We start from the raw sequence: 22155 nt of genomic DNA, 5'->3' as shown, positions 1-22155 counted from the left end.
TCATTTCCTTCTAGATTACTGATTATCGAAATATGGGGAAAGCGGTACAATGGAGCTGGTGTTGTTTGTATTCTTACCGGATGATTACTCGGTTATGTCTCTTCTGCTGGATATGGCGATTGACCGGTATATAATAAACAAACTGCAAAGCTGTACTTGTCAGCCAATGAAGCATAACTTGCTCCGATTGTTTTTGATTCGAGTCGAGAAAGCTTGGCATGAAGAAGAGGCCCTGAAGTCGGCATTGTAGCAGCCGCTGCTTCGGGCCTCTATTCTTCTATTCATTGAGTGGTTGGAGAATTTAGATTAAGTAAGCAAACATTTGAAGCTTGTGGAGAGAATATTAATAGAGAGAAAGCGCTAAGGAATCGTATTCGCTTTTGCTGTGTAATATAGCTTCAGAGCCTTCGATTTCGATACTGATTAGCGAGTTAAGGCATTTCTTCAAAGCTTGTTTACCGTTATAGAACTTGTTCTCCAGTGCGTTAGTCAGCAGCTTGAGCGTCCGTTGGATTGGCTGCTTGCTATCGACATTGAAATAAACAGGTATCAGATTGTTCTGAAAGTTAATGAGTATTTTCATGCAAATCACCTCTTACAGTGGTTTCATAGTACATAGTGTAAAGCAGAAAACTTAAAAATACATTAAGAAAACATTATAATTCAATTAATCTTTGATGATAGTTTCATAAAAATCAATGGTGTTTTCTTGTTCCTTTTCTAAATTTAATTACGAAAAAGAGGGCGGAAAAGTTTCGAAATAGCTAAAAAGTTAAGATGATACTCCTATTTTTATGGGTATATTGTAATAGATTACCAAATTATTCCGAGCAAATATGATACAAATAGTGGTATAGTAATGTTGAGATTATGACAAAACTGTAAGGAGTGTTTCAAATTTTGGAAAAAGGGTTAATTGTATTGCGTGAAATTTAAGTTATGCGAAAGCCCGGTAAAACACTCCTAGGTTAGTATTACTGCTTTCAATCGATAGTGAATATAGGATTAATGAGTCATACCCGATAAGTTGAGGAGGTGGGCAGATGTTAGTTGCGGATGCTTCCCCGAGTGGAGTAGTTACACTAGAATCCAAAGAATTGATTTATTTAACCGATCTGCTCGGAGCGAACCGTATGATGGGCAAGGAAGATCCCTTTCGCGGATTTTTATTGAATGAGCTGGATGAAGATCGGGATCATGTTCGAGAATCGTTAATCGAAAAAGGTTATCTGACGCCTCGCGGAACCGAGGATGTGCTAACGGTGCCCATGAATGTCATGTCATCTCTTGTAGCGGTATCCTTGGCGGAGAAGGCCTGCTGGGTGAAATATCGCACGGGAACCGAGACATATGAACAATTTCTACATATTGCGGATGAATACGTTGTTAAAGTGGAGAAGTCGAAGGATAATCCGACGCTGCATCAGTTGGACGAAATAAGTGAGGTGCATCATGTGTGTGGAAGCTTGGCGGGAAAAATGATGTGGAATGCTCATTGCCCAGGAGAGCTGCCAGCGCTTATGTTGTCCAGGAAACAGTTTGAGGAAATTGTTCGACAATTGGATTATCTGGATATTGAGGATGTTATGGTAGAGCTGATGAAGTTTACAGATGATCAGGAGGGAGTTATTTCGCTGGCTAAATGCATGAAGACTAATGTGGCCCAGGGAGATATTCGCTTTTTTTCATGGAATGGAGATCAGTGGGAGTCACAGCATGCACAGTTTATAAATAATGATTCGATTAATTGGTTACTTCGTTCCAGTACGAAGGTCGATGAGGACTGGCTTATTGCTACTCCTACGCAAAAGCATCAGTTTAAAGAAATGCTGCTGCATTGGTTTAAGGAGCCCTGCGGCTATGAGGGGCGTAGTCAGTAGTTAGTTCTTATAGTGCGGGAGGAATAAGTTTGAGCCGAATTGATTTAGAGCTTGCAGAGCTGAAAGAGCGGGTCGCGTGTTTGGAGGAGCAGGTGAGCCTTTATCAACAAGCGCCTAAGCGAGGCAGCTATATCCGTTGGTTTTTAACCGGTTTTTTGACAATAGCCGGCCTTATGGTCCTTGGACTTTTTTTGTTAGGTATCATCCAATTTATCGCTTGGTAAATTTTATGTCTTTTTAATATTATTTTGCTTATCCAGTGATTAAATCATACCCCCTTTTGGGTAATCTTGAAACAGACGGCAGAGCGGAAGAAGTGAGTCAGCATGCCTTGTCAATCAACCCAAAATTCCAGTAGGAGTGTGACCTTCATGGCGGATATGCAGGGTAATCAACAACGGTTTCAAGGAAAAACCGCGATTGTTACGGGTGCGGGCTCTGGGATCGGAAAGGCCACCGCCATTAGGCTGGCCAGAGAGGGAGCGAAAGTTGCGCTGTTTGATTTGATAGATGATCGTACGCGCAGCACCGAGCATCAAATTAATCATACCTATCGTGGGGTGTCTCGCTCATTTGATGTCGATGTGTCTGATCCGGTGCGCATGGAGCAAGCGGTAAAGGAAGTGGCGGAGCAATTCGGGCGGGTCGATATTGTGTTTGCTAATGCAGGAATTAATGGAACACTGGCTCCAGTGGAGGAAATGTCGTTTGAGGATTGGCAGCGTACGTTGGGAATAAATTTAAACGGAACTTTTCTTACGGTGAAGCATGCTGTTCCTTATTTAAAAAGGCAGGGCGGGGGCAGTATTATTATAACGAGCTCGATCAACGGTAATGACCGCTTTTCCGGGTTTGGGATGTCGGCTTACAGCACGACTAAGGCAGGGCAGGTGGCGTTTGCCAAAATGCTTGCCTTGGAGCTGGCGAAATTTAAAATTCGCGTCAATGTCATTTGTCCGGGTGCAATTGCGACGAACATTGATTCTACCTCCGAGGTAAGCGAGGAACTGGAGGGGATTATTATTCCCGTCGAATATCCGGAAGGGGCTCAGCCGCTAGCAGAGGGACCGGGGCAACCGGAGAACGTGGCCGATTTGGTAGCGTTTCTCGCTTCGGATGAATCGGTTCATATTACCGGAGCTCGCATCGTCATTGATGGCGCGGAATCTCTGTTGTAGTTAGAATATAATGCCGTTATGCTGGAAGCAGCCTTTAATACCGAAGGAGCACCATGGAAAGGAAGCCCCATCCCAATTTGCGAATTATTATGGGACGGGGCTTTGTGCTGCTGTAGGACAAATGGAACCCATATGGTAAAATGCTATCAGCGTTAATACATATTCAACTATTGCAAGAAAAATTACTGCTTAATGCGGTCTGTCTATTTTATAGGATGTCGCTAGGCGTTTTTCTTAGATAAAGGAGAAGAGAATGACAAGACTTCCAATAGATGAGGTTATTCCAGATCTAAAAACGCGATTGGAGTCCGCTAATGCTGCCATACTGCTGGCGGAGCCGGGGGCAGGCAAGACGACGCGGACACCGCTGGAGCTGCTCCAAGAACCCTGGCTGAAGGGACAAGGCATCGTTATGCTGGAGCCGCGGCGACTTGCAGCGCGATCAGCAGCGGTTTATATGGCTCAGCAGCTTGGTGAGCGCGTTGGGGAAACGGTAGGTTATCGAATTAGAACGGAAAGCAAAGTATCTAGCCGGACGAGGATTACGGTCGTCACGGAGGGGATTTTAACGCGGATGCTTCAGCATGATCCGGCTTTGGTGGGGATTGGGCTCATAATTTTTGATGAATATCATGAGCGAAATTTGCACGCGGATATCGGATTGGCATTGGCGTTGCAAAGCCAAGAGCTGCTTCGCGATGATTTGCGGCCGCTAATTATGTCGGCGACGCTTAATGCGGAGCCGTTGGTTGAACTGTTAGGCGGGGCGGCTGTAATCCGCAGCCAGGGGCGGGCGTATCCGGTGGAGACCAGGTACGCGGATGCGCCGGCAGGCGCAGCTCCCTTAGAGCAAAGAGTAACGCGCGCGGTACGTGGCGCGCTTGAGCGGCATGAAGGGAGCTTGCTAGTTTTTCTACCCGGCGCGAAGGAAATTCGCCGGGTGGAGCGGTCGCTGGTACCGGTGGTACCCAGCGACGTGCTTGTAGCGCCGCTATATGGCGCGCTGCCTGCGCAGCAGCAGCAGCGGGCTATAGCGGCAGCGCCGCCGGGCAAGCGCAAGGTGGTGCTTGCCACGTCGATCGCGGAGTCAAGCCTGACGATCGAAGGCGTGACGGTGGTGATCGACAGCGGCCTGCGGCGTACGGCGCTGTTCTCTGCCCGCACCGGCATGAGCCGGCTCGTTACGGTGCGGGCAGCCCGCGATTCCGCTGACCAGCGGCGGGGACGAGCCGGGCGGACAGCGCCCGGTGTGTGTTACCGCCTGTGGAGCGAAGCGGAGGATCGGCTGCTGCCAGAGCGGACGGCGCCGGAGATGCTGGAGGCGGATTTGACGCCGCTTGCGCTTGAGCTGGCGGCTTGGGGAGCGAGTTCGCCCGAGGAGCTCGCTTGGCTTGATCCGCCGCCGGCGGGGCCGTATCGGCAAGCTGTTCGATTGCTGCAGCAGCTAGGTGCGTTGGATGGAGAAGAACGTATTACCGAGCATGGGCGAAGGATGGCTGAGCTTGGACTTCATCCCCGCTTAGCGCATATGCTGCTTAAGGCAGCGGAGTTAGGTATCGAGCGGCTGGCATGCCTTCTGGCTGCGTTGTTGGAGGAACGTGATTTGTTAAGGGGCTCGGCGGCGGTCCGAGAGGATTGTGATATTCGTAACCGACTGTCTTTGCTTATGAATTCGGAGGGTACTCTTCATGAGAACGGCAATCCCGATCATCAGGTAGAAGATAGAGATATTCAGCGGATCCTGACTATGAGCAGACAGTATGAGCGGAGGCTGGGGATCGAGCAGCGGGCGAGCTCCGAAGCTTCAGTGGGTCCCGGTGAGGATAAGTGGCATCTTGCTTGCGGAATATTGATATCTTTCGCATATCCGGATCGCATCGCGGGGCGAAGAGCCGATGGAAGGTACATACTGCGAAACGGCCGAGGGGCGGCATTTGCTAGGAAGCAGCATCTTAGCGAGGCTTCGTATCTTGCCATTGCTGAGGTGGATGACGAGGGAACCGAGGGACGTATTTTATTGGCTGCTCCAGTGAAACTGGCGGATTTAACGAAGCATTATAGCGAGCATATAAAGGAAGAAAGAGTGTCGGAATGGGACGAGGAGGCAGGGACGGTTCGCGTTCGCCTAAGGGAGACGTTGGGAGCAATCGTGATCAAGGAGCGCCCGGTGCAGCCTGTGGCTGAGGATTTTGCACAGGCTATACTGCATGCTGTAACTTCACAAGGGGTTCATATTCTGCCCTGGAATGATAAGGCGCGCCAATTGCAGGCTCGCGTCCTTTTTTTGCGCAGGCAAAACGAGCGCTGGCCGGACTGGTCTGATGCGGCACTAGCGGATCGTGCCGAGGTATGGCTTGCGCCTTATATTGCAAATTTTCGAAAGCGCTCGGATTTGCAAACCTTATCACTATTGACGATTTTGGAGAATGAACTGGGATGGGAGCTCCGTCAGGAGTTAAATGCCGAGGCGCCGACGCATTTGATCGTACCTAGCGGCTCCAAGATCCTAATTCACTATGATCAGGGAGATGTGCCGTATGCAGCAGTTCGCTTACAGGAAGTGTTCGGAATGATGGATACGCCACGTATCGGTTATGGGAAGGTTGCGCTTATTATGCATTTGCTTTCCCCCGCAGGGCGTCCTGTGCAAGTTACGGCGGACTTGCGAAGCTTTTGGGATAATACGTATTTTGAAGTGAAGAAGGATTTGAAGGGCCGTTATCCCAAGCATTATTGGCCGGATGACCCGTTACAGGCCACGGCGACGCGACGAGTTCGTCCGAAATGAGTGGTGGGCAGTAATTATGAACTAATGATCATGACATAAAGGAGATTGGGCCATGAAGGTGAGAGTTTTAGTCGTCGACGATCATCCGCATGCTCGCGAGGCTATTGGTGAGATTTTATCGGATGACAAGAGCTTTGAAATCATCGGCTATGCAGAAAATGGGGATGAAGCCCTGCTGCAGACTGAATTATGGATGCCTGATCTAATTCTGATGGATATTCATATGCCAGGAAAAGATGGGTTGGAGATGACGAGAGTAATCAAGCTGAAGTATCCTTATGTCAAAATTGTACTCATTACGGTTTCCGACGATGCCGCACATTTATTTGAAGCGCTGAAGCAAGGGGCACAGGGCTATTTGCTTAAAAACCTGGAGCCGGGGACCTGGCTGCAATATTTGCGGGCAGTCGCCAGTGATGAAGCACCATTGTCCAGCGAATTGGCCTATCGGATATTGCAAGAGTTTCCGTTGTCTAAAAAGAATAGTAACGACGATCATCCTCTTACGAGTCGCGAGCGTGAAATTTTGGATTGGGTGGCGAAAGGGATGACCAATCGAGAAATCGCTAAGGAATTGCATATTTCCGATCAAACGGTTAAAAATCATCTGAAAAACATTTTACAAAAATTACATTTGGAAAATCGTGTTCAGTTGACGAGATATGCGATGGAGCAAGGCTGGATCAATCACTAGGCCTAATTTATAATATTTCAATATATGAAAAATTCACAACAATAAGATAATAATATATTTCCTTTGCTTCGCTCGCAATTACTTCTTCTACCCACGTCCCTTGCATCTATCAGAATCGTATCAAAGCGCATGTAGCCGCTGTTGTGAAAATTTCATAACTGCTCTATACTTTTTGATAGGAGCAGGAGGTGAGAGAATGGCTTTTATGATTGCGCAGCGGGCGTATATAAAGCTATATTTAATCACGATGGTAGAACAGAGAAGGGGCTATGGCTACCAGATGCTTGAAGAGTTGAAAGAGGAGTTTAAGCCATTCGGCTACAATCCTCCACAAAGTGAAATTTATCGGGCGCTTCATGAACTGGTGCAAGAAGGGGTACTCTACCGGACAAAGCAGTTGAAGGGGAATGACCCTAGTGTTGATTTTCAGGAAATCGTGCTTTATCATTTCACCGATGATGGTCATGAGAAGGCAGATCTTTATAAGAAGCAAGTCAAAGCCGATTTAGACCGTTGTATTGGAATGTTGAATAAAGCTGTAGCCGATAATTATTAGATTTTGCATGTTTTTGCATAATTATTCGATAACTAATCCGATTTGTATTGTATTATTTGTTAACTTGAAGTAACATAAATTTTATATTCATAATTGAATATTTTGGGAACAGGTGCTTCAGTTGGATTCAAATTGAAGCTTAATAGGGAAGTCCGGTGTAATCCCGGCGCGGTCCCGCCACTGTAACAGAGGAGCTGGAAGCGATAGTGCCACTGATGATTATTCATTGGGAAGGTTGCTGTCCAGTCATGATTCTGAAGCCAGGAGACCTGCCTGTTCTGCCAGCACTGATGTACCTACGGGAGATAGGGAGGTGTTAAAGATTCGAGCCATCGCATGTCTTGACGAAGGTCCTCTTTAGCCATTCCAGCTAAAGGGGATTTTTTTGTTGCTGAATAAACATACACTGGGGAGGTATAAAACAATGAGTCATACGGTTAAAAGTGGAAATTTAGGCTATCCGAGAATCGGTGGCCAACGGGAATGGAAAAAAGCGATTGAAGCTTACTGGGCGGGCAAATTGGAAGAGCAGCAGCTGCATGAGCAGCTGACGCAGATCCGGCTTAACAATTTGCAACAGCAACGGGATCAGGGACTTGAGATTATTCCCGTAGGAGATTTTACGTATTATGACCATGTTCTGGATATGGCCGTGATGTTTGGTCTAGTACCGGAGCGGTTTACGTATAATGGTGGCGAAGTACCGCTGGATACGTATTATGCTATCGCACGCGGAAATAAGGAAGCGACAGCCAGTGAGATGACGAAGTGGTACAATACGAATTATCATTATATTGTTCCAGAACTTGGCGCAAGAAAACCGCAGCTTACGGTCAATCGACCGCTTGTCGCCTATCGGGAAGCCAAGGAGAAGCTGGGTATTGAGGGCAGACCGGTACTGATTGGATTATACTCCTTCCTTAAATTATCGAAGGGTTTCAATGAAGCTACCGAATGGGATCACTGGGTAAGCCAGCTTCTTCCTTTATATATTCAGATTCTAAAGGAGCTGATCGCAGAAGGCACGGCTTGGGTTCAATTTGACGAGCCATCTTTAGTGACTTCAGTAACCAACGAAGATATAGCTCGCGTAAAAGCGATTTATGAGAAGATTCATCGTGAAGCTCCAGAAATTTCGATTCTATTACAAACGTATTTTGAAGCGATTGATCGCTACGAAGATGTTGTTTCACTGCCTGTGGCCGGGATCGGCTTGGATTTCATTCATGGCGGAGACGGTAACCTTGCTGCCCTTCGCAAATTCAGTTTTCCGCGGGGTAAGACATTAGGTGCCGGAGTCGTTGATGGTCGTAATATATGGAGAACCGATTTGTATCGCCAAGCTGAGCTCCTGCAGGAAATTTTGACATTAGCACCTGATGCGGACATTGTCGTTCAGCCGTCCTGTAGCTTATTGCATGTCCCTGTATCTGCTAAGCAGGAGCAGGAATTAGACACTGTACTTCATGAGGCTTTGTCTTTTGCAGAAGAAAAACTGGATGAGATTGTCGCGTTAAGCAAAGCGGTTAATCAAGGCATCGAAAGTGTTAAGTCCGCTTTTGAGAATAATCGCATCGCTCTGGACAATTTGGCTAAGGATCCTGCCCGGAACCGTGCCAACGTCTCGGCTGCGGTTCAGAAAATTTCAGCGGAGCCGGCCGTAAGAGATAGCGAGTTCGTGGTTCGCCGTAAGAAGCAGAAGGAGAAGTGGCATCTGCCTGTCCTTCCAACAACGACGATCGGCAGTTTCCCGCAAACGGCAGAAGTGCGTTCAGCCCGTCAGAAATGGCGCAAAGGCGAGTGGAGTCAGGAAAAGTATGATTCTTTTATTAAGGAACATATCCAGAAGTGGATTTCCCTGCAGGAGGAAATCGGTATCGATGTACTGGTGCACGGCGAATTTGAAAGAACCGACATGGTGGAGTTCTTTGGTGAGAAATTACCGGGCTTCGCCTTTACTAAAGGAGGCTGGGTTCAATCCTACGGTACTCGCTGCGTAAAGCCGCCGGTCATCTACGGAGATGTTGATTTCGATCAGCCGATGACGGTGAAAGAGACCGAATATGCTCAATCATTGACAAATAAACCGGTAAAAGGAATGCTGACTGGCCCGATTACAATTCTGAATTGGTCCTTTGTGCGCAGTGATTTGTCGCGGGAACAGGTAGCATATCAAATCGCGCTGGCACTGCGTAAAGAGGTTGAAGCTCTAGAACAGGCAGGCATTGAGATGATTCAGGTAGACGAGCCGGCACTGCGCGAAGGGCTTCCCCTGAAGCGGGAGGATTGGAACGGGTATCTGGACTGGTCGGTCAAAGCGTTTCGAATTACGACCTCTACAGTTCGCGATACTACGCAAATTCATACACATATGTGCTACTGCGAGTTCCATGATATTATTGATTCCATTCGGGCTTTGGATGCGGATGTCATCTCCATCGAGACCTCGCGCAGTCATGGCGAGCTTGTTCACAGCTTCGAAGAGCATACATACGATCTCGGCATCGGCCTTGGCGTATACGACATTCATAGCCCGCGGGTCCCATCAGTTGAGGAAATGACCTCCATGATCGATCGAGCGCTGCAAGTACTGGATCCTGAATTATTCTGGATCAATCCGGACTGTGGCCTTAAGACGCGGGGAGTTGAAGAGACAGTTCAATCCTTGAAAAACATGGTGCTGGCCGCTAGCAAATACCGCGCTAAAGAGTCGGCAGTCAGCACTAATTAATACGCGGGTTTTTATTTTAAAGAAGTAAACAATGAGACTACCCTGAATAGGTTATAAATAACCTGAGGGTAGTCTCATTTTGTTGCATAAATATTATAATTACACTTATACTCTCTCTATATGTAGGAGGAGATTATGAATGTTACTGGAATGGGAAATTATTTTTAAACTGTTTATTGCACTACTGTTCGGTCTGTTTATTGGTATTGATCGTCAATTGAAGCAAAAGCCACTTGGCATAAAAACGAGCATGGTTATTTGTATCGCGAGCTGTTTGGTGACCATTGTATCCATCCAATCCTTCGCCAAATTCGCTGGTCCGGATCATCCAAATATGGATCCAATGCGTTTGGCCGCGCAAATTGTCAGCGGGATCGGTTTTCTGGGAGCAGGGGTGATCTTGCGCAGAAGCAATGAAGGGATTTCCGGCCTAACATCGGCAGCCATGATTTGGGCAGCCTCTGGCATTGGCATCGCCATTGGTGCAGGCTTTTATTGGGAAGCGGGGCTTGCGGTGATTCTGCTCATTTTAGCAGTGAATTTTGTACCTTATATGATCAAATGGCTTGGCCCTTATAAATTGAATCAACGTGATGTTTCCGTCAAAATTGTGATGGAGGATTCAGGCAATGTTACTGATCTCATCCGCATTATTGAGCGGAAGGACGAGAAAGGCCCTGAGGCTAAGTGGAATCGTCATCGCATTCGGCGTTTGAAGATTAAGGATTTGGAAGAAGGGCGCCAGCGGATCGATATGGTAATTTCCGCTTCAGAACGTGAATATACAACGGAAATATATCATTTTATACGAAAAATCGATCATGTCATCAGTGTTGAGGTGGAAAACTTGTAGTATTTATAACCTTCCAATACATTAATCCGTTCTTTAGATATCAGAAGGCAGTTGATCCCTCTGTTTAATCTTTTTATTTACAATTACGTAAATAGACCATGTTATGATAGAGCTAACTTGGTATAATGAATAACCGCCAAAAGGATGGATTATTGAATGAGTAAACAAATTTTAATTGTTGACGATGATGATAAGATCGCGAAACTGATCGAAATATATTTACTGAATGAAGGCTATCGTGTTTTTAAGGCTGAAGATGGTTTAAAGGCGCTGGAAATTGTGGAACAGGATCAAATCGATCTGGTCATCTTGGACATTATGATGCCCGGGATGGACGGAATTACAGTCTGCATGAAGATTAGGGAGACGCGTACCACACCAATATTAATGCTTAGCGCCAAAGATGGGGATATGGATAAAATTACAGGATTGATGACCGGGGCTGACGACTATATGGTGAAGCCGTTCAATCCCTTGGAGCTGATTGCACGCGTCAAATCGCTGCTGCGTCGTTCGTCATACAGTATGCAGCCTTCACCGTCCCCACAGGATCATATTATTAATTTGGCTTCCCTGCAAATCGACAAGGAAACACATACAGCAACGGTAGATGGTCGACCTGTCAAATTGACGCCGATCGAGTTCAATATTTTATTCCTGTTGGCCAGTCACCCGGGACGGGTGTTTGGGTCGGAGGAAATTTTTGAGCTGATTTGGAAGGACAAGTATTTGGAGAGTAATAATTCGGTTACCGTTCATATTAGCCGGCTACGTGAAAAGCTCGAGAAAGAAATGGATGGCGAAAAGTTGATTCGTACCGTATGGGGGGTTGGCTACAAAATTGAAAGCTAGCCTCAGATTTCTGACTTGGCTGTTATGGACCGTTATTACATCCATTGCAGCGCTGCTCATTTTGGTGCTGCTTGCGAAGCTGTTTTATGCATTATTTCCTTGGGTTACGCTTGGATACGTGCTGAGCTGGGTAAATCGGAACATCGGTTATCCGGATGCTTATTATATTGCCGGCGTTCCCATTCTGCTGCTTTTTGCTTTATATTTCTATCGACGCAGCATCCGGCGACATGAACAGAAGTATTTAGCCCTGCTTATTGAAGAAGTGCACCGAATCGAGGAGGGTTCTACACACAAAATACCTATAGAAAATGTAGGTCAGCTAGGTCAGCTTGCTGCGGATATTAATCGCATGGTGGATCGTTTAAGAACATCGATCGAGGAAGAAAGACGGGCTGAGCAGACGAAGAATGAGCTCATTACGAATGTATCCCACGACCTGCGTACCCCGCTTACATCGATCACCGGATATTTGGGATTGATTGAACAGGATCGGTACAAGGATGAGGTGGAGCTTCGTTATTACGTGGGTATGGCCTACGAGGAAGCTTTGCGCTTGAAGCAGTTGCTTGAAGATTTATTTGAATTTACCAGGCTGCAAAATAAGGAAATGAAGCTCTACAAAAGTCGAATCAATCTTGTCGAAATGCTTCATCAAATCACGGCGCATTTTGGCTGGCAACTGCAGGAGAACAACATGGAATGCCGCCTTTGCTTCGAGGAGCAGCAATTTTTTGTTATTGCGGATGGGGACAAACTGAGAAGGGTTTATGAGAACTTGATTGCAAATGCAATCCGTTACGGTAGCGCTGGAAAATATATAGACATCCGCGCATATGTCGAAGGGGATTACGTGATTACTGAGGTAATTAACTATGGCGAGCCTATTCCAAAAGCCGACCTCCCTCACTTGTTCGATCGATTCTACCGTGTTGAGAAGTCGCGAGCAACGAATACGGGCGGCTCCGGGATTGGCCTAGCTATTGCCAAGCATATCGTTGATCTCCATCATGGCGAAATTTTTGCGGATAGTGATGATGACCGGACTGCATTTACAGTTAAGTTATCCCGAAAATCAAAGCCGTAAGCATGAGTTTGAAGGAGTCTATAGGGATGAAGGTAATCTTGGTAGATGATGAAAAGCTTGCCTTGGACTATTTAGAACGGCAGTTGATGAATTTAGCTCATATTGAATTGCTAGGCAAGTATACCAATCCTTTAATAGGTAGAGAAGAAATATTGCAACAAGCCGTTGATGTGATCTTTCTTGACATTAGCCTGCCGGAGATTAATGGCATTGAGCTGGCAGAACAAATATTAGAGAAAAAACCGGATATTCATATTGTATTCGTGACCGCATACAATGAGCATGCGGTCAAAGCCTTCGAGTTGAACGCGTTGGATTACATTGTCAAACCCATCAATGCTAAAAGATTGGTTAAAACGATTGAGCGTATTCAAGAGCGAATGCAATCCGTTTCCAAACGAAACTCATCCTCGCAGGGTGATCGAATCCGTATGAAGGTCTTTAAGCAGGTCAGGATTGAAACCTCTCCTGGACAGTTTTCTATTATGCAATGGCGGACTTCGAAGGCTCAGGAGCTATTCTTGTACTTGCTCCAGCACCGCGGACAATTGGTGCGAAAGTCTGCTCTAATCGACTTGCTCTGGCCTGAATATGAGACGGACAAAGTGTATTCTCAGCTGTATACTGCAATCTATCATATCCGCAAAACGTTGAAGCCATTTGGTGATCGGTTTCAAATCACCAATGTAACCGAAGGGTATATTTTAAATATGCAAAGCGTTGTGCTTGATGTGGAAGAGTGGGAAACTAATTTGAAAATGCTGCTTCCTCTATACTCAGAGTTTGTCGATTCATGCTCGGAAGTGTTAAAAATGTATACGGGTGATTATTTACAGGAATGTGACTATTGGTGGGTGGAGAATGAGCGCCAGCGGCTGAATGAGCTGTGGCTTGAAGCTTCATTTGCAACCGCAAAATGGTACGAAAACGAGAAGCAGGTCGATCAGGCCATCCATAGTTACACGGCGATTTGCAAGCAGCATCCATTGGAAGAAGATGCTTATTTAGCTCTGATGAAAATCTATGATTCCTTGGGCAATTACCACTTGGTACATCGTCAATATGAAATGCTAGTAGAGGTTTTTCAAGAGGAGTTGAATGAAGAGCCGAGCGTTCATATTATGGAATGGTTCAAGCAGTGGGAAAAGAGTATAGTTCAGCTATAAGTTATGAAGTCGCCAAAAAGGGCGGCTTTTTTTCTTACATGAATAGACTTGTCACTCTGTTCAGAAATTGTATAGCTCGTTTAATTATGATGAAGAGAAGAAGATTTGACATTGTTAAAATGAATATGGAGGAAAAGTTGCGTTATGACATTAATCCGCAATTTTAGACATCGTTCTACCTTTGTTAGCAAAGGCTTGGATCTCCTTGCTATGAAAGAAATCGAGGTTGGTAGAGAGAAACAAGTTAATTTCCGGAGGGGTTATTACATTAATTATAAAGGTCAAATGATCGGAATTGTAGCTACGCCTAAGGGGCCTTTGTTTTTTTGCAATGGCGATAACTATTTGCTTGTGGACAATTTTAGCTTTCAATTACTGCACGATGGCAAAAAGAATACATTTTTATTTACCTGGGAAGGGGCGATCAAGCAGAAAATCATATACACGCGGATGCTATATAGAAAGGAAGATCAATGGGTGGACGATATGGTGCAAGATTTCTTTGCATGGCTTGTCGCGGCCGTAAAACGGAAGAAGTTCTATTCTTTCTACACATTAAATGAGAACGAGCTTCAAGATGATGATGTCATAATGTTAAAATTGGCACAGTAGTAAATGGCAAGTCAATTATTTTCTAAAGAAAACCTAACAGCATTGCATCAATATTAGCGAAGATCTGCCTAAAGGTTTGAAAAACCTCCTAATAACGCACTGCCCTGTAACGGGTAATGCGTTATTTGTATTTTAAATGGATAGAAGGTTAATAAAGTGGCAAGACTCGACGGCTAATCCGAAAGTTTAAGGAAAATGCAGCAAAATCTTAAGGGAATCTTAATAATTTCTTACGCTGAAAGAAAACAATGGCAGTCATAATGGAACTATCGTTGAACGTGATACATGCAGGTAGAGAAAGGGGAGAGAGTTTACTTGCGAAAAAAATGGCTCGCTATATTGGCAGTAATCGCGTTATTGCTGTTCCTCAGTAATAATCTGCAGCTTGATCGGCTGCACCCGCGTGCCGCTGCGTTGATGAATAAAATTGAAGAAAAATGGCGAGGAATTAAGACACCTCAACTGAGTGGTCTGGAAGCCCATGCCGTTCTTGTTATGGATCAGGATAGTGGAAAAGTCCTATATGCCTACAATGATAAGAAAAAAATGTACCCGGCAAGTACGACCAAAATTTTAACCGCATTGATCCTTCTGGAGAAAGGGGATCCCGATGAGTTAGTAACCATTGGGGGCGAAGCGAGTCTGCGCACGTTGGGTGAGAGCAGCTCTGGTTTGCAGGAAGGGGATAGGTTGTCGGTTCAGGACTTGGTTGCAGCGATGATGCTGCCTTCCGGGAATGATGCTGCCCGAACCGCTGCGATATATATTGCCGAGAAGGAAATGGGGCACAAACTGGAGACGGAAAAGGCGCTTGCCTATTTCGCCGAAATGATGAATCAGCGAGCTAAGGAGCTAGGGGCAAAGAACAGTCATTTCGTTAATCCACACGGGCTTCATCATCCGGATCACTACACGACGGCGCAAGATATGGCCGCTATCGCAATGGCAGCGATGAACAATGAACTGTTTCAGACTATTGTGAGCGCGCCGGTTTACGATAACCATGGTCGAGAGAGGACATTATCAGCATATCATAATCGGAATAAACTGATTCAGCCTGATAACGAATGGTACTTTAAAGGGGCAAATGGAGTAAAGACGGGCTATACCGAAATGGCTGGCTATTGCCTGGTAGGATCAGCCGTTCGAAACGACAAAGCATTGATTACCGTAGTCCTGCATTCAACTGAACTAGGAGTATGGTCAGATTCGATAAAGTTGCTGGATTTCGGATTTCACAGTTAATGAGAGAGATAGGGGAGATTGCAATGACATTCTTAACAATCGATAAAGCTTACCGAGAGTATAATTCTGATGTATATCGTTATCTGTTCTATTTATGCCGCAACCATCATACTGCAGAGGATTTGATGCAAGAGACATTTTGTCGGGCATGGGGGCATCTTGAGCAATTGCCGGAGAAAAAGATAAAGCCATGGCTGTTCCGCGTATCTCATAATGCTTACATAGACAGGTTGCGCAAGGAAAGCCGTTCATCCTCTTACGAAAACGAATTCTTCAATCGTTTTGTTGTTGAGGAGACACCGGAGATATGTGTGCTTCGGGAAGAAAAGCGTCAGGAGTTGTATCAGCAATTGTCATCGCTGCCTCTGAGCCAGCAGCAGGCTGTGCTGTTATATGATATTCATGGCTTCTCCTATCAAGAATCCGCAAACTTGATGGAGATTTCACTGGCTAAATTTAAAATAACTTTGTATCGTGCAAGGCAAAAATTGCGCAGTCAATCCAAAGTAATTGCAAGTGCATAGCAGACCAAGACTGGAGATATTTCTCCGGTCTTTTTCTATTTATAGTTTTGGAAGCGCTTTTAAGGACGATTTAAAGACGTTGTCTTATAATAAGGCCACTTCTAGAATGGAAATAACAGGAGGTATTGATTTACATCTGATCATATAACTAGAAGAGGTGAGAATGTTGAGAACCACAAGCGAATTAGAGAGCAAGTTAAGCGAGCCTTCTGAACGTCTAATAGAGGATTTAAGGAAGTTGGATGGAGATATTCTCATTCTGGGCGTTGGAGGGAAAATGGGGCCAAGTCTAGCCAAGTTGCTGAAAAGAGGGATCAATGAAGCTGGACTCGGAACGAAAGTAACCGGCGTATCCCGCTTCTCCTCTGGGGAGTTGCGAAATGAGCTGGAATCTGCGGGAATCGTTACAATTGCTGCTGATTTATTGGATGAGACAGCGCTCTCGAAGCTTCCCGAGGCAGGGAATGTGATTTATATGGCCGGAAATAAGTTTGGTACCACGGGCCGCGAGTATTTTACTTGGGCGATGAATGCCTATTTACCAGGGCGCGTAGCGGAGAAATATCCACAATCACGGATTGTTGCATTTTCTTCGGGCAATATTTATCCGTTGACAGATCTAGCGTCGGGTGGCGCCTCTGAAGAGACACCGCCAGCTCCTGTAGGTGAATACGCGCAATCCTGCCTTGGCCGAGAAAGGGTGTTTGAATATTTTTCACGAAAAAATGGTACGCCACTCGTTAATTTTCGCTTAAACTATGCGATCGATCTGAGGTATGGGATCTTACTAGAAATCGCTAAAGCGGTCAAAGAAGGGACAGCGATTGATTTGAGTATGGGCCAGGTCAATGTCATTTGGCAAGGAGATGCTAATGAAATGGCATTACGCTCGCTGCTGCTCTGTGATTCTCCACCAGTCACACTTAATATTACGGGGCCGGAAACCGTGTCCATTCGCTGGTTGGCAGAGCGTTTTGGAGAAATGTTGGGAACAGCTCCTATTTTTAGCGGGGTGGAGCAACCAACTGCATTGTTGAATAATGCCTCGAATTCTCATCGTCTGTTCGGGTACCCTCGCGTTACGCTGCGGCAAATGATGGAATGGACGGTTAGCTGGATTGAAGCAGGGGGAGACACTCTTGGCAAACCGACGCACTTCCAAGAACGGGCGGGTGCGTTCTAATGACAGCGCCTCAATTAAAAGCGGACATTGAAGCGTTATTGCAGCGGGGGACAGTAATTCCAGCTCATCCATTAGCTCTTAACTCGTCGAGGGAACTGGATGAATGCAGGCAACGGGCTTTATCTAGATACTATATTGAATCAGGAGCCGGCGGCATTGCAGTGGGGGTTCACACGACTCAATTTGAAATCCGCGATCCTGGCATTGATCTGTATGAACCGGTTCTGCGAATGGCTGCGGAAGAGGTTGATGCGGCCGAGTTGGATCGTTCGTTTATCAAAGTCGCTGGAATCTGCGGGCCGACGGAGCAAGCCCTCGAAGAAGCTGAGCTAGCTGCCAGGTACGGCTATGATCTTGGGCTAGTGAGCACGGGAGGCTTGAACTCCTGGGATGAGGCCGCGCTTCTGCAGCGTATGGAGGCGATTGCGGAGGTGATACCCATCTTCGGATTTTATTTGCAACCGGCTGTGGGCGGGAAGCGGCTGAGTTATGAGTTTTGGCGCGAGATTGCTGAAATTCCTGGGGTAAAAGCGATTAAACTAGCTCCGTTCAATCGTTATCAGACACTGGATGTCGTTAGAGCTGTCTGTGAATCCAGTCGCCGCGAGGAAATCGCATTATATACCGGCAATGACGATAACATTGTTGCTGATTTGCTGACGACCTATCGGTTTGCGGTTAATGGTACGAAGGTAGAAAAACGCATTGTCGGCGGATTACTGGGCCATTGGGCCGTATGGACGCGAAAGGCCGTGGAATTGATGTCGCAAATTATCGATTTACGGGAAAGCGGCGACAGTATCCCGGTGGAGTTATTAACCCGCGGCATAGAGATTTCCGATGCAAATGCGGCTTTCTTTGATCCCGGGCATGATTTTCATGGTTGTATTCCTGGCATACATGAAGTGCTGCGCCGTCAAGGCTTGCTTGAGGGGCGCTGGTGCCTGAACCCGGCGGAGGAGCTGTCTTTAGGTCAAATGGAGGAAATCGACCGGGTGTACCGCGCATATCCTCATCTGAATGATGATGAGTTTGTGCAGGCTGGCCTGACGAAATGGCTGGGAACGACATGAAATATCGCTCGGTATTTGATATTATCGGCCCGGTCATGATCGGGCCTTCCAGTTCTCATACGGCTGGCGCAGCACGAATTGGGAGGATCGCTCGGCAGCTATTCGGACGTACACCGCGCCAGGCTCATATTGAATTCTGCGGCTCTTTTGCGCAGACTTACCAGGGTCATGGAACAGATGTGGCCATCGTAGGCGGGATGATGAATTTCGATACCCATGACCCTCGCATTAAGGATGCACTGAAGATTGCAGAAGATATAGGTCTACAGGTGAGGATTACGACAATAGACTTGCAAGGAGAGCATCCCAACACAGCCTGGCTCACTCTGAAAGACGAGGCAGGAACAATGAAGGTGAAGGGAATCTCCGTTGGAGGCGGTAAAGTCGCGCTATTGGAAGTTGATGGGTTCGCGATGAACTTGTCAGGCGATGCCTGGACTACCCTCGTATTTCACAGGGATCATTTCGGCATGATCGCCTTGGTTGCCAAAGTGCTAGCAGATCACCGGATTAATATTGCTCGGATGGAAATGTCCCGCAAAGCGAAGGGGCAGGACGCTCTTCTGCTCATAGAAACAGATCAGATCGTCGATGGTTTCGTCGGGACGCAAATCGCAGGGTTAACTAATGTTGCTCAAGTTCGTATTCTGCCGCCTTTATGAAAAAGCGGCAGACATGAGGAGGTACATCTTGATGAAATTCAGCACAATCGAAGAGCTTGTGCAACTGGCGGAGATGCAAGATAGGGGCTTATCCGAGATCATGATTGAGGAGGAGGCATTGGTTACGGAAGTACCCCGCGAGCAGATTATGAAGAAGATGCAGCAGCATCTGGATACGATGGAGCAAGCCGTGCAGCGTGGCCTAACGGAAGAAATTAAATCCCGTAGTGGTTTAACTGGGGGAGACGCACGCAAGTTGGAGAGCTATTTGAAACGGGGGAGCACCGTATCCGGTTCCCGTTTTCTTCGGGCGGTAAGCCGGGCGATTGCGACAAATGAGGTGAATGCGGCCATGGGAACGATCGTCGCCACACCAACAGCGGGCGCGAGCGGAGTTATTCCCGGCTGTCTCTTTGGCTTGGCGGAAGAGCTTGGGGCGGATCGGGAGAAGATGGTTCGTTTTCTATTTACATCCGGCGCAATTGGTTACGTGATCGCTAATCGTTCTTTCATTTCGGGAGCCGCCGGAGGGTGTCAAGCTGAAGTTGGTTCCGCTTCAGCGATGGCCGCAGGAGCGATAGTAGAAATGGCTGGAGGCTCGCCAAGGCAGTCAGCTCATGCGGTTGCGATTGCACTCAAGAACACACTTGGCTTAGTATGTGATCCCGTCGCTGGACTCGTGGAGGTACCCTGCGTAATGCGTAATGCTATGGGAGCCGCCAATGCAATCGTTGCCGCAGATTTGGCTCTTGCCGGAATTGAAAGCGTCATTCCGGCGGATGAGGTGATCAGCGCGATGTATCGGATTGGTCAGGCGATGCCGGGGACGCTAAAAGAAACAGCTTTAGGCGGACTTGCCACTACACCGACAGGGGAAAAACATCGTCAGCGGTTGTTTGGTTCAAGCGGAGAGCGAATAGATGAGAAGGGGGAAATGCCAAAATGAATGAACGTTTGCAGCCAGCTCGGCGTTTTTATTGGGAGCCAGAGGATCGGCGATTTATTGTGGACGCTAGCCATAAGCATTGGCCCGAAGAGGTGAAACAGGTCGTGCATCGGGCCGATTTGGCGTGCCAAAATACGTTCATCTTTACCCATCGCTGGGATATGGAACGCTGTGAGGAAGAGGTTTCTTTTCCCGAAGGAATTAATTGGTACTACCGTCATAATGAGGATTTGGAGTGGCTTGTTATGCTCAATCGTTCCAGGTATATGGGGGAGCTTGGGCAGGCTTATTGGTTAACGGGCAAGGAAAAATATGCGGAAGGATTTATCCGGCTGCTGAAGGACTGGATTCGTCAAAATCCCTTGACAGAAGAAGAAGTGCTGGCTGCCGCAGATCGCAATTTTAATGTGAAAGATACGTGGCGCAAGCTGGACAGCGGCATTCGGATTACCCATTGGCTCAAAGGATACTATTGCGTTCGCAGTTGTGCATTATGGGGAGCAGCCGAGGAGGAGCTGTTCATGGAAGGGGTAAGGCGGCATGGCATGTATTTAAATTTGGCTTATGTTCCGCATGACCGCCAGAGCAATTGGGGGTTTCTGGAGACGAACGGCTTGTTTCAGCTTGCCTTGATGTTCCCTGAGCTGGAGGAAGCGGAAGTATGGCAGAACACCGCGTTACAACGGCTTTCGAATATGTGCAAGCTTCAAGTTTTTCAGGATGGGCTGCAGAACGAGCAGTGCACGATGTATCATCACGAAGTACTGCATTGCCTGTTTGAGTCGCTCTGGCTTGGAAAGCTGAATGGAATTGAGATGCCGGAAGTGCTGCATGATACCTTGAATCGCATGTTCTCGGCATCCTTGGCCTTTGTACAGCCGGATGGGCGTCAGCCAATGCTCGGGGACAGTGATAGTACGGACATCCGGGATGTGTTGTGCCGGGGGGCGGTGCTATTTTCGCGCGGAGATTTGAAACGGATGGCTTATGACCGATTGGACTATGAGGGGATCTGGTTTTTTGGCGAGCGGGGTTACGATCGCTTTAGAAGATTAGTAGTTCAGGAGCCGGAATTCACCTCGATCCTGCTGAAGGACAGCGGCTATGCCTTCATGCGTAGTGATTGGAGCTCTAAGGGGCAATACCTTGTCTTTGACGGTGGTCATATGGATGTCATTCGTGCTCATGGGCATGATGATTTGCTGCATGTGAGTCTCTTTGCGCATGGGCGGGAATTCTTGATCGATCCGGGTCGATATACGTACATGGAGACGGAAGATCGGCAATATTTCATGGAATCCTTACAGCATAATACGCTGTCTGTGGATGGAGAGACGATTTCCACTTACGTTAGCTCCTGGAGATGGACGGATGTGGCGAGACCGATAGATCGTTATTGGAGCAGCGGGCTGGATTATGACTATGTGCAAGCAGGACATGATGGCTACTGGAGATTGGATCAGCCGGTTCATGTGTTTCGGCAGGTGTTATTTGTTAAGCCGGATTATTGGATCATGATCGATACATGCCGCTCCCATGGAGAGCATGAGTACACGATTCCTTTTCATTTTGCCGAGGGGATACAGCTGACGATTCGGGAGGATGGGATTATTCTTGCAGATTCAGGCGAGGATGAGCCAGGCCTGTCGATCATTCCGTTAACTCCGGTACGCGCGGAACAGGGTACGAGCTGGGTATCGCGCAATTATAACGAGAAGACGCCTGCAGTCAAGGCATCATTCCGTCAGAAGGGTAAAGGCTTTACTAAATTTGTAACCTTGCTGTATCCAAACCCGAACGGAGAAGTGAAGCTCCCAGTCGTTCAGGAACTGGAGGTGCTGGACAGTTATGGTCATCAAGTGCCGTCCGATTTAGCTACGGCTTTTTCAATTCAGAGGGAAAACGGGAAGGAAGAGTTCTTATTCTCCCATCAAGGACCGCGTAGTTATCGGTTCGGAGATCACCATCTTAGCGGAGATGCTCTTCTTGTGCGTACAAACGGTTTGTCCGGGCATGAAATTAAATCTTATGTCATAAAAGTATAATAAAGGACTTATTAAGGACGTTGACCATTATTGAAGCAGTGCAGTAATTTTAAAGTAAGTTCACAGATCAGACGTATTTT

General features: G+C 46.9%; 21 protein-coding genes and 1 riboswitch. Of the genes, 20 read left to right on the top strand and 1 reads right to left on the bottom strand.

What is annotated here, in order from left to right:
* Positions 1–49 precede the first annotated feature (49 nt).
* On the top strand, positions 50–250 hold the full coding sequence (locus tag EIM92_RS17290) for a hypothetical protein (protein WP_125083759.1): 201 nt from the start codon (positions 50–52) through the stop codon (positions 248–250).
* Positions 251–343: 93 nt separating this feature from the next.
* On the opposite strand, the gene EIM92_RS17285 is transcribed toward EIM92_RS17290, so the two are convergent.
* Positions 344–583 carry a hypothetical protein gene (locus EIM92_RS17285; RefSeq protein ID WP_125083757.1) on the bottom strand — a complete coding sequence of 80 codons (240 nt, stop codon included), beginning with the start codon at positions 581–583 and terminating at the stop codon, positions 344–346.
* A 460-nt stretch (positions 584–1043) separates the two neighbouring features.
* Here EIM92_RS17285 and EIM92_RS17280 point away from each other — a divergent pair, with 460 nt between their 5' ends.
* The 19 genes from EIM92_RS17280 (at position 1044) to EIM92_RS17190 (ending at position 22075) form a co-directional block, all read left to right on the top strand.
* Positions 1044–1880 carry a hypothetical protein gene (locus EIM92_RS17280; protein ID WP_125083755.1) on the top strand — a complete coding sequence of 279 codons (837 nt, stop codon included), beginning with the start codon at positions 1044–1046 and terminating at the stop codon, positions 1878–1880.
* Between the two features lie 29 nt (positions 1881–1909).
* Positions 1910–2104: a hypothetical protein gene (locus tag EIM92_RS17275; protein WP_125083753.1), complete on the top strand. Its 195-nt coding sequence runs from the start codon at positions 1910–1912 to the stop codon at positions 2102–2104.
* Between the two features lie 147 nt (positions 2105–2251).
* Complete coding sequence (locus tag EIM92_RS17270) at positions 2252–3058, top strand: SDR family oxidoreductase (protein ID WP_125083751.1); 807 nt, start codon at positions 2252–2254, stop codon at positions 3056–3058.
* Positions 3059–3311: 253 nt separating this feature from the next.
* Complete coding sequence (hrpB, locus tag EIM92_RS17265) at positions 3312–5846, top strand: ATP-dependent helicase HrpB (RefSeq protein WP_125083749.1); 2535 nt, start codon at positions 3312–3314, stop codon at positions 5844–5846.
* 52 nt (positions 5847–5898) lie between these two features.
* Positions 5899–6540, top strand: a complete 642-nt coding sequence (locus tag EIM92_RS17260) for a response regulator (protein ID WP_125083747.1) — start codon at positions 5899–5901, stop codon at positions 6538–6540.
* Positions 6541–6736: 196 nt separating this feature from the next.
* Complete coding sequence (locus EIM92_RS17255; protein WP_125083745.1) at positions 6737–7096, top strand: replication termination protein; 360 nt, start codon at positions 6737–6739, stop codon at positions 7094–7096.
* Positions 7097–7189: 93 nt separating this feature from the next.
* Positions 7190–7387: riboswitch (cobalamin riboswitch) on the top strand.
* A 133-nt stretch (positions 7388–7520) separates the two neighbouring features.
* Positions 7521–9827 (top strand): 5-methyltetrahydropteroyltriglutamate--homocysteine S-methyltransferase, encoded by a 2307-nt coding sequence (metE, locus tag EIM92_RS17250; protein ID WP_125083743.1) that lies wholly within the window; start codon positions 7521–7523, stop codon positions 9825–9827.
* A 139-nt stretch (positions 9828–9966) separates the two neighbouring features.
* Positions 9967–10680: an MgtC/SapB family protein gene (locus EIM92_RS17245; RefSeq protein WP_125083741.1), complete on the top strand. Its 714-nt coding sequence runs from the start codon at positions 9967–9969 to the stop codon at positions 10678–10680.
* A gap of 156 nt (positions 10681–10836) precedes the next feature.
* Positions 10837–11532, top strand: coding sequence for a response regulator transcription factor (locus tag EIM92_RS17240; RefSeq protein ID WP_125083739.1), 696 nt, complete (start codon positions 10837–10839; stop codon positions 11530–11532).
* A complete protein-coding gene (locus tag EIM92_RS17235; RefSeq protein WP_125083737.1) occupies positions 11522–12619 on the top strand; it encodes a sensor histidine kinase in 1098 nt (365 codons plus the stop codon). Before EIM92_RS17240 ends, EIM92_RS17235 begins: the two co-directional genes overlap by 11 nt.
* A 26-nt stretch (positions 12620–12645) precedes the next feature.
* Complete coding sequence (locus tag EIM92_RS17230) at positions 12646–13785, top strand: response regulator (protein WP_125083735.1); 1140 nt, start codon at positions 12646–12648, stop codon at positions 13783–13785.
* 144 nt (positions 13786–13929) lie between these two features.
* Positions 13930–14397 (top strand): hypothetical protein, encoded by a 468-nt coding sequence (locus tag EIM92_RS17225; protein WP_125083733.1) that lies wholly within the window; start codon positions 13930–13932, stop codon positions 14395–14397.
* 315 nt (positions 14398–14712) lie between these two features.
* Positions 14713–15642: a D-alanyl-D-alanine carboxypeptidase family protein gene (locus EIM92_RS17220; protein ID WP_164515141.1), complete on the top strand. Its 930-nt coding sequence runs from the start codon at positions 14713–14715 to the stop codon at positions 15640–15642.
* A 23-nt stretch (positions 15643–15665) separates the two neighbouring features.
* Positions 15666–16166 carry a sigma-70 family RNA polymerase sigma factor gene (locus tag EIM92_RS17215; protein WP_125083731.1) on the top strand — a complete coding sequence of 167 codons (501 nt, stop codon included), beginning with the start codon at positions 15666–15668 and terminating at the stop codon, positions 16164–16166.
* 166 nt (positions 16167–16332) lie between these two features.
* Positions 16333–17349, top strand: a complete 1017-nt coding sequence (locus EIM92_RS17210; RefSeq protein WP_125085257.1) for an NAD-dependent epimerase/dehydratase family protein — start codon at positions 16333–16335, stop codon at positions 17347–17349.
* Positions 17349–18422 carry a dihydrodipicolinate synthase family protein gene (locus EIM92_RS17205; protein ID WP_125083729.1) on the top strand — a complete coding sequence of 358 codons (1074 nt, stop codon included), beginning with the start codon at positions 17349–17351 and terminating at the stop codon, positions 18420–18422. Before EIM92_RS17210 ends, EIM92_RS17205 begins: the two co-directional genes overlap by 1 nt.
* Positions 18419–19084 (top strand): L-serine ammonia-lyase, iron-sulfur-dependent subunit beta, encoded by a 666-nt coding sequence (sdaAB, locus tag EIM92_RS17200; protein ID WP_125085256.1) that lies wholly within the window; start codon positions 18419–18421, stop codon positions 19082–19084. The genes EIM92_RS17205 and sdaAB overlap by 4 nt, the downstream gene beginning before the upstream one ends.
* Before the next feature lie 31 nt (positions 19085–19115).
* Positions 19116–20030, top strand: a complete 915-nt coding sequence (sdaAA, locus tag EIM92_RS17195) for an L-serine ammonia-lyase, iron-sulfur-dependent, subunit alpha (RefSeq protein ID WP_125083727.1) — start codon at positions 19116–19118, stop codon at positions 20028–20030.
* The gene (locus EIM92_RS17190; protein WP_125083725.1) at positions 20027–22075 is read left to right on the top strand and encodes an alginate lyase family protein; all 2049 of its coding nucleotides are present in this window, start codon (positions 20027–20029) and stop codon (positions 22073–22075) included. Before sdaAA ends, EIM92_RS17190 begins: the two co-directional genes overlap by 4 nt.
* The last annotated feature ends 80 nt before the right edge of the window (positions 22076–22155 follow it).

Origin of the sequence: Paenibacillus lentus, assembly GCF_003931855.1 — a bacterium.
Taxonomy (GTDB): Bacteria; Bacillota; Bacilli; order Paenibacillales; family Paenibacillaceae; genus Fontibacillus; species Fontibacillus lentus.
The sequence above is the reverse complement of the archived record's forward strand: the minus strand, read 5'-3'. Positions and strand labels throughout refer to the sequence as shown.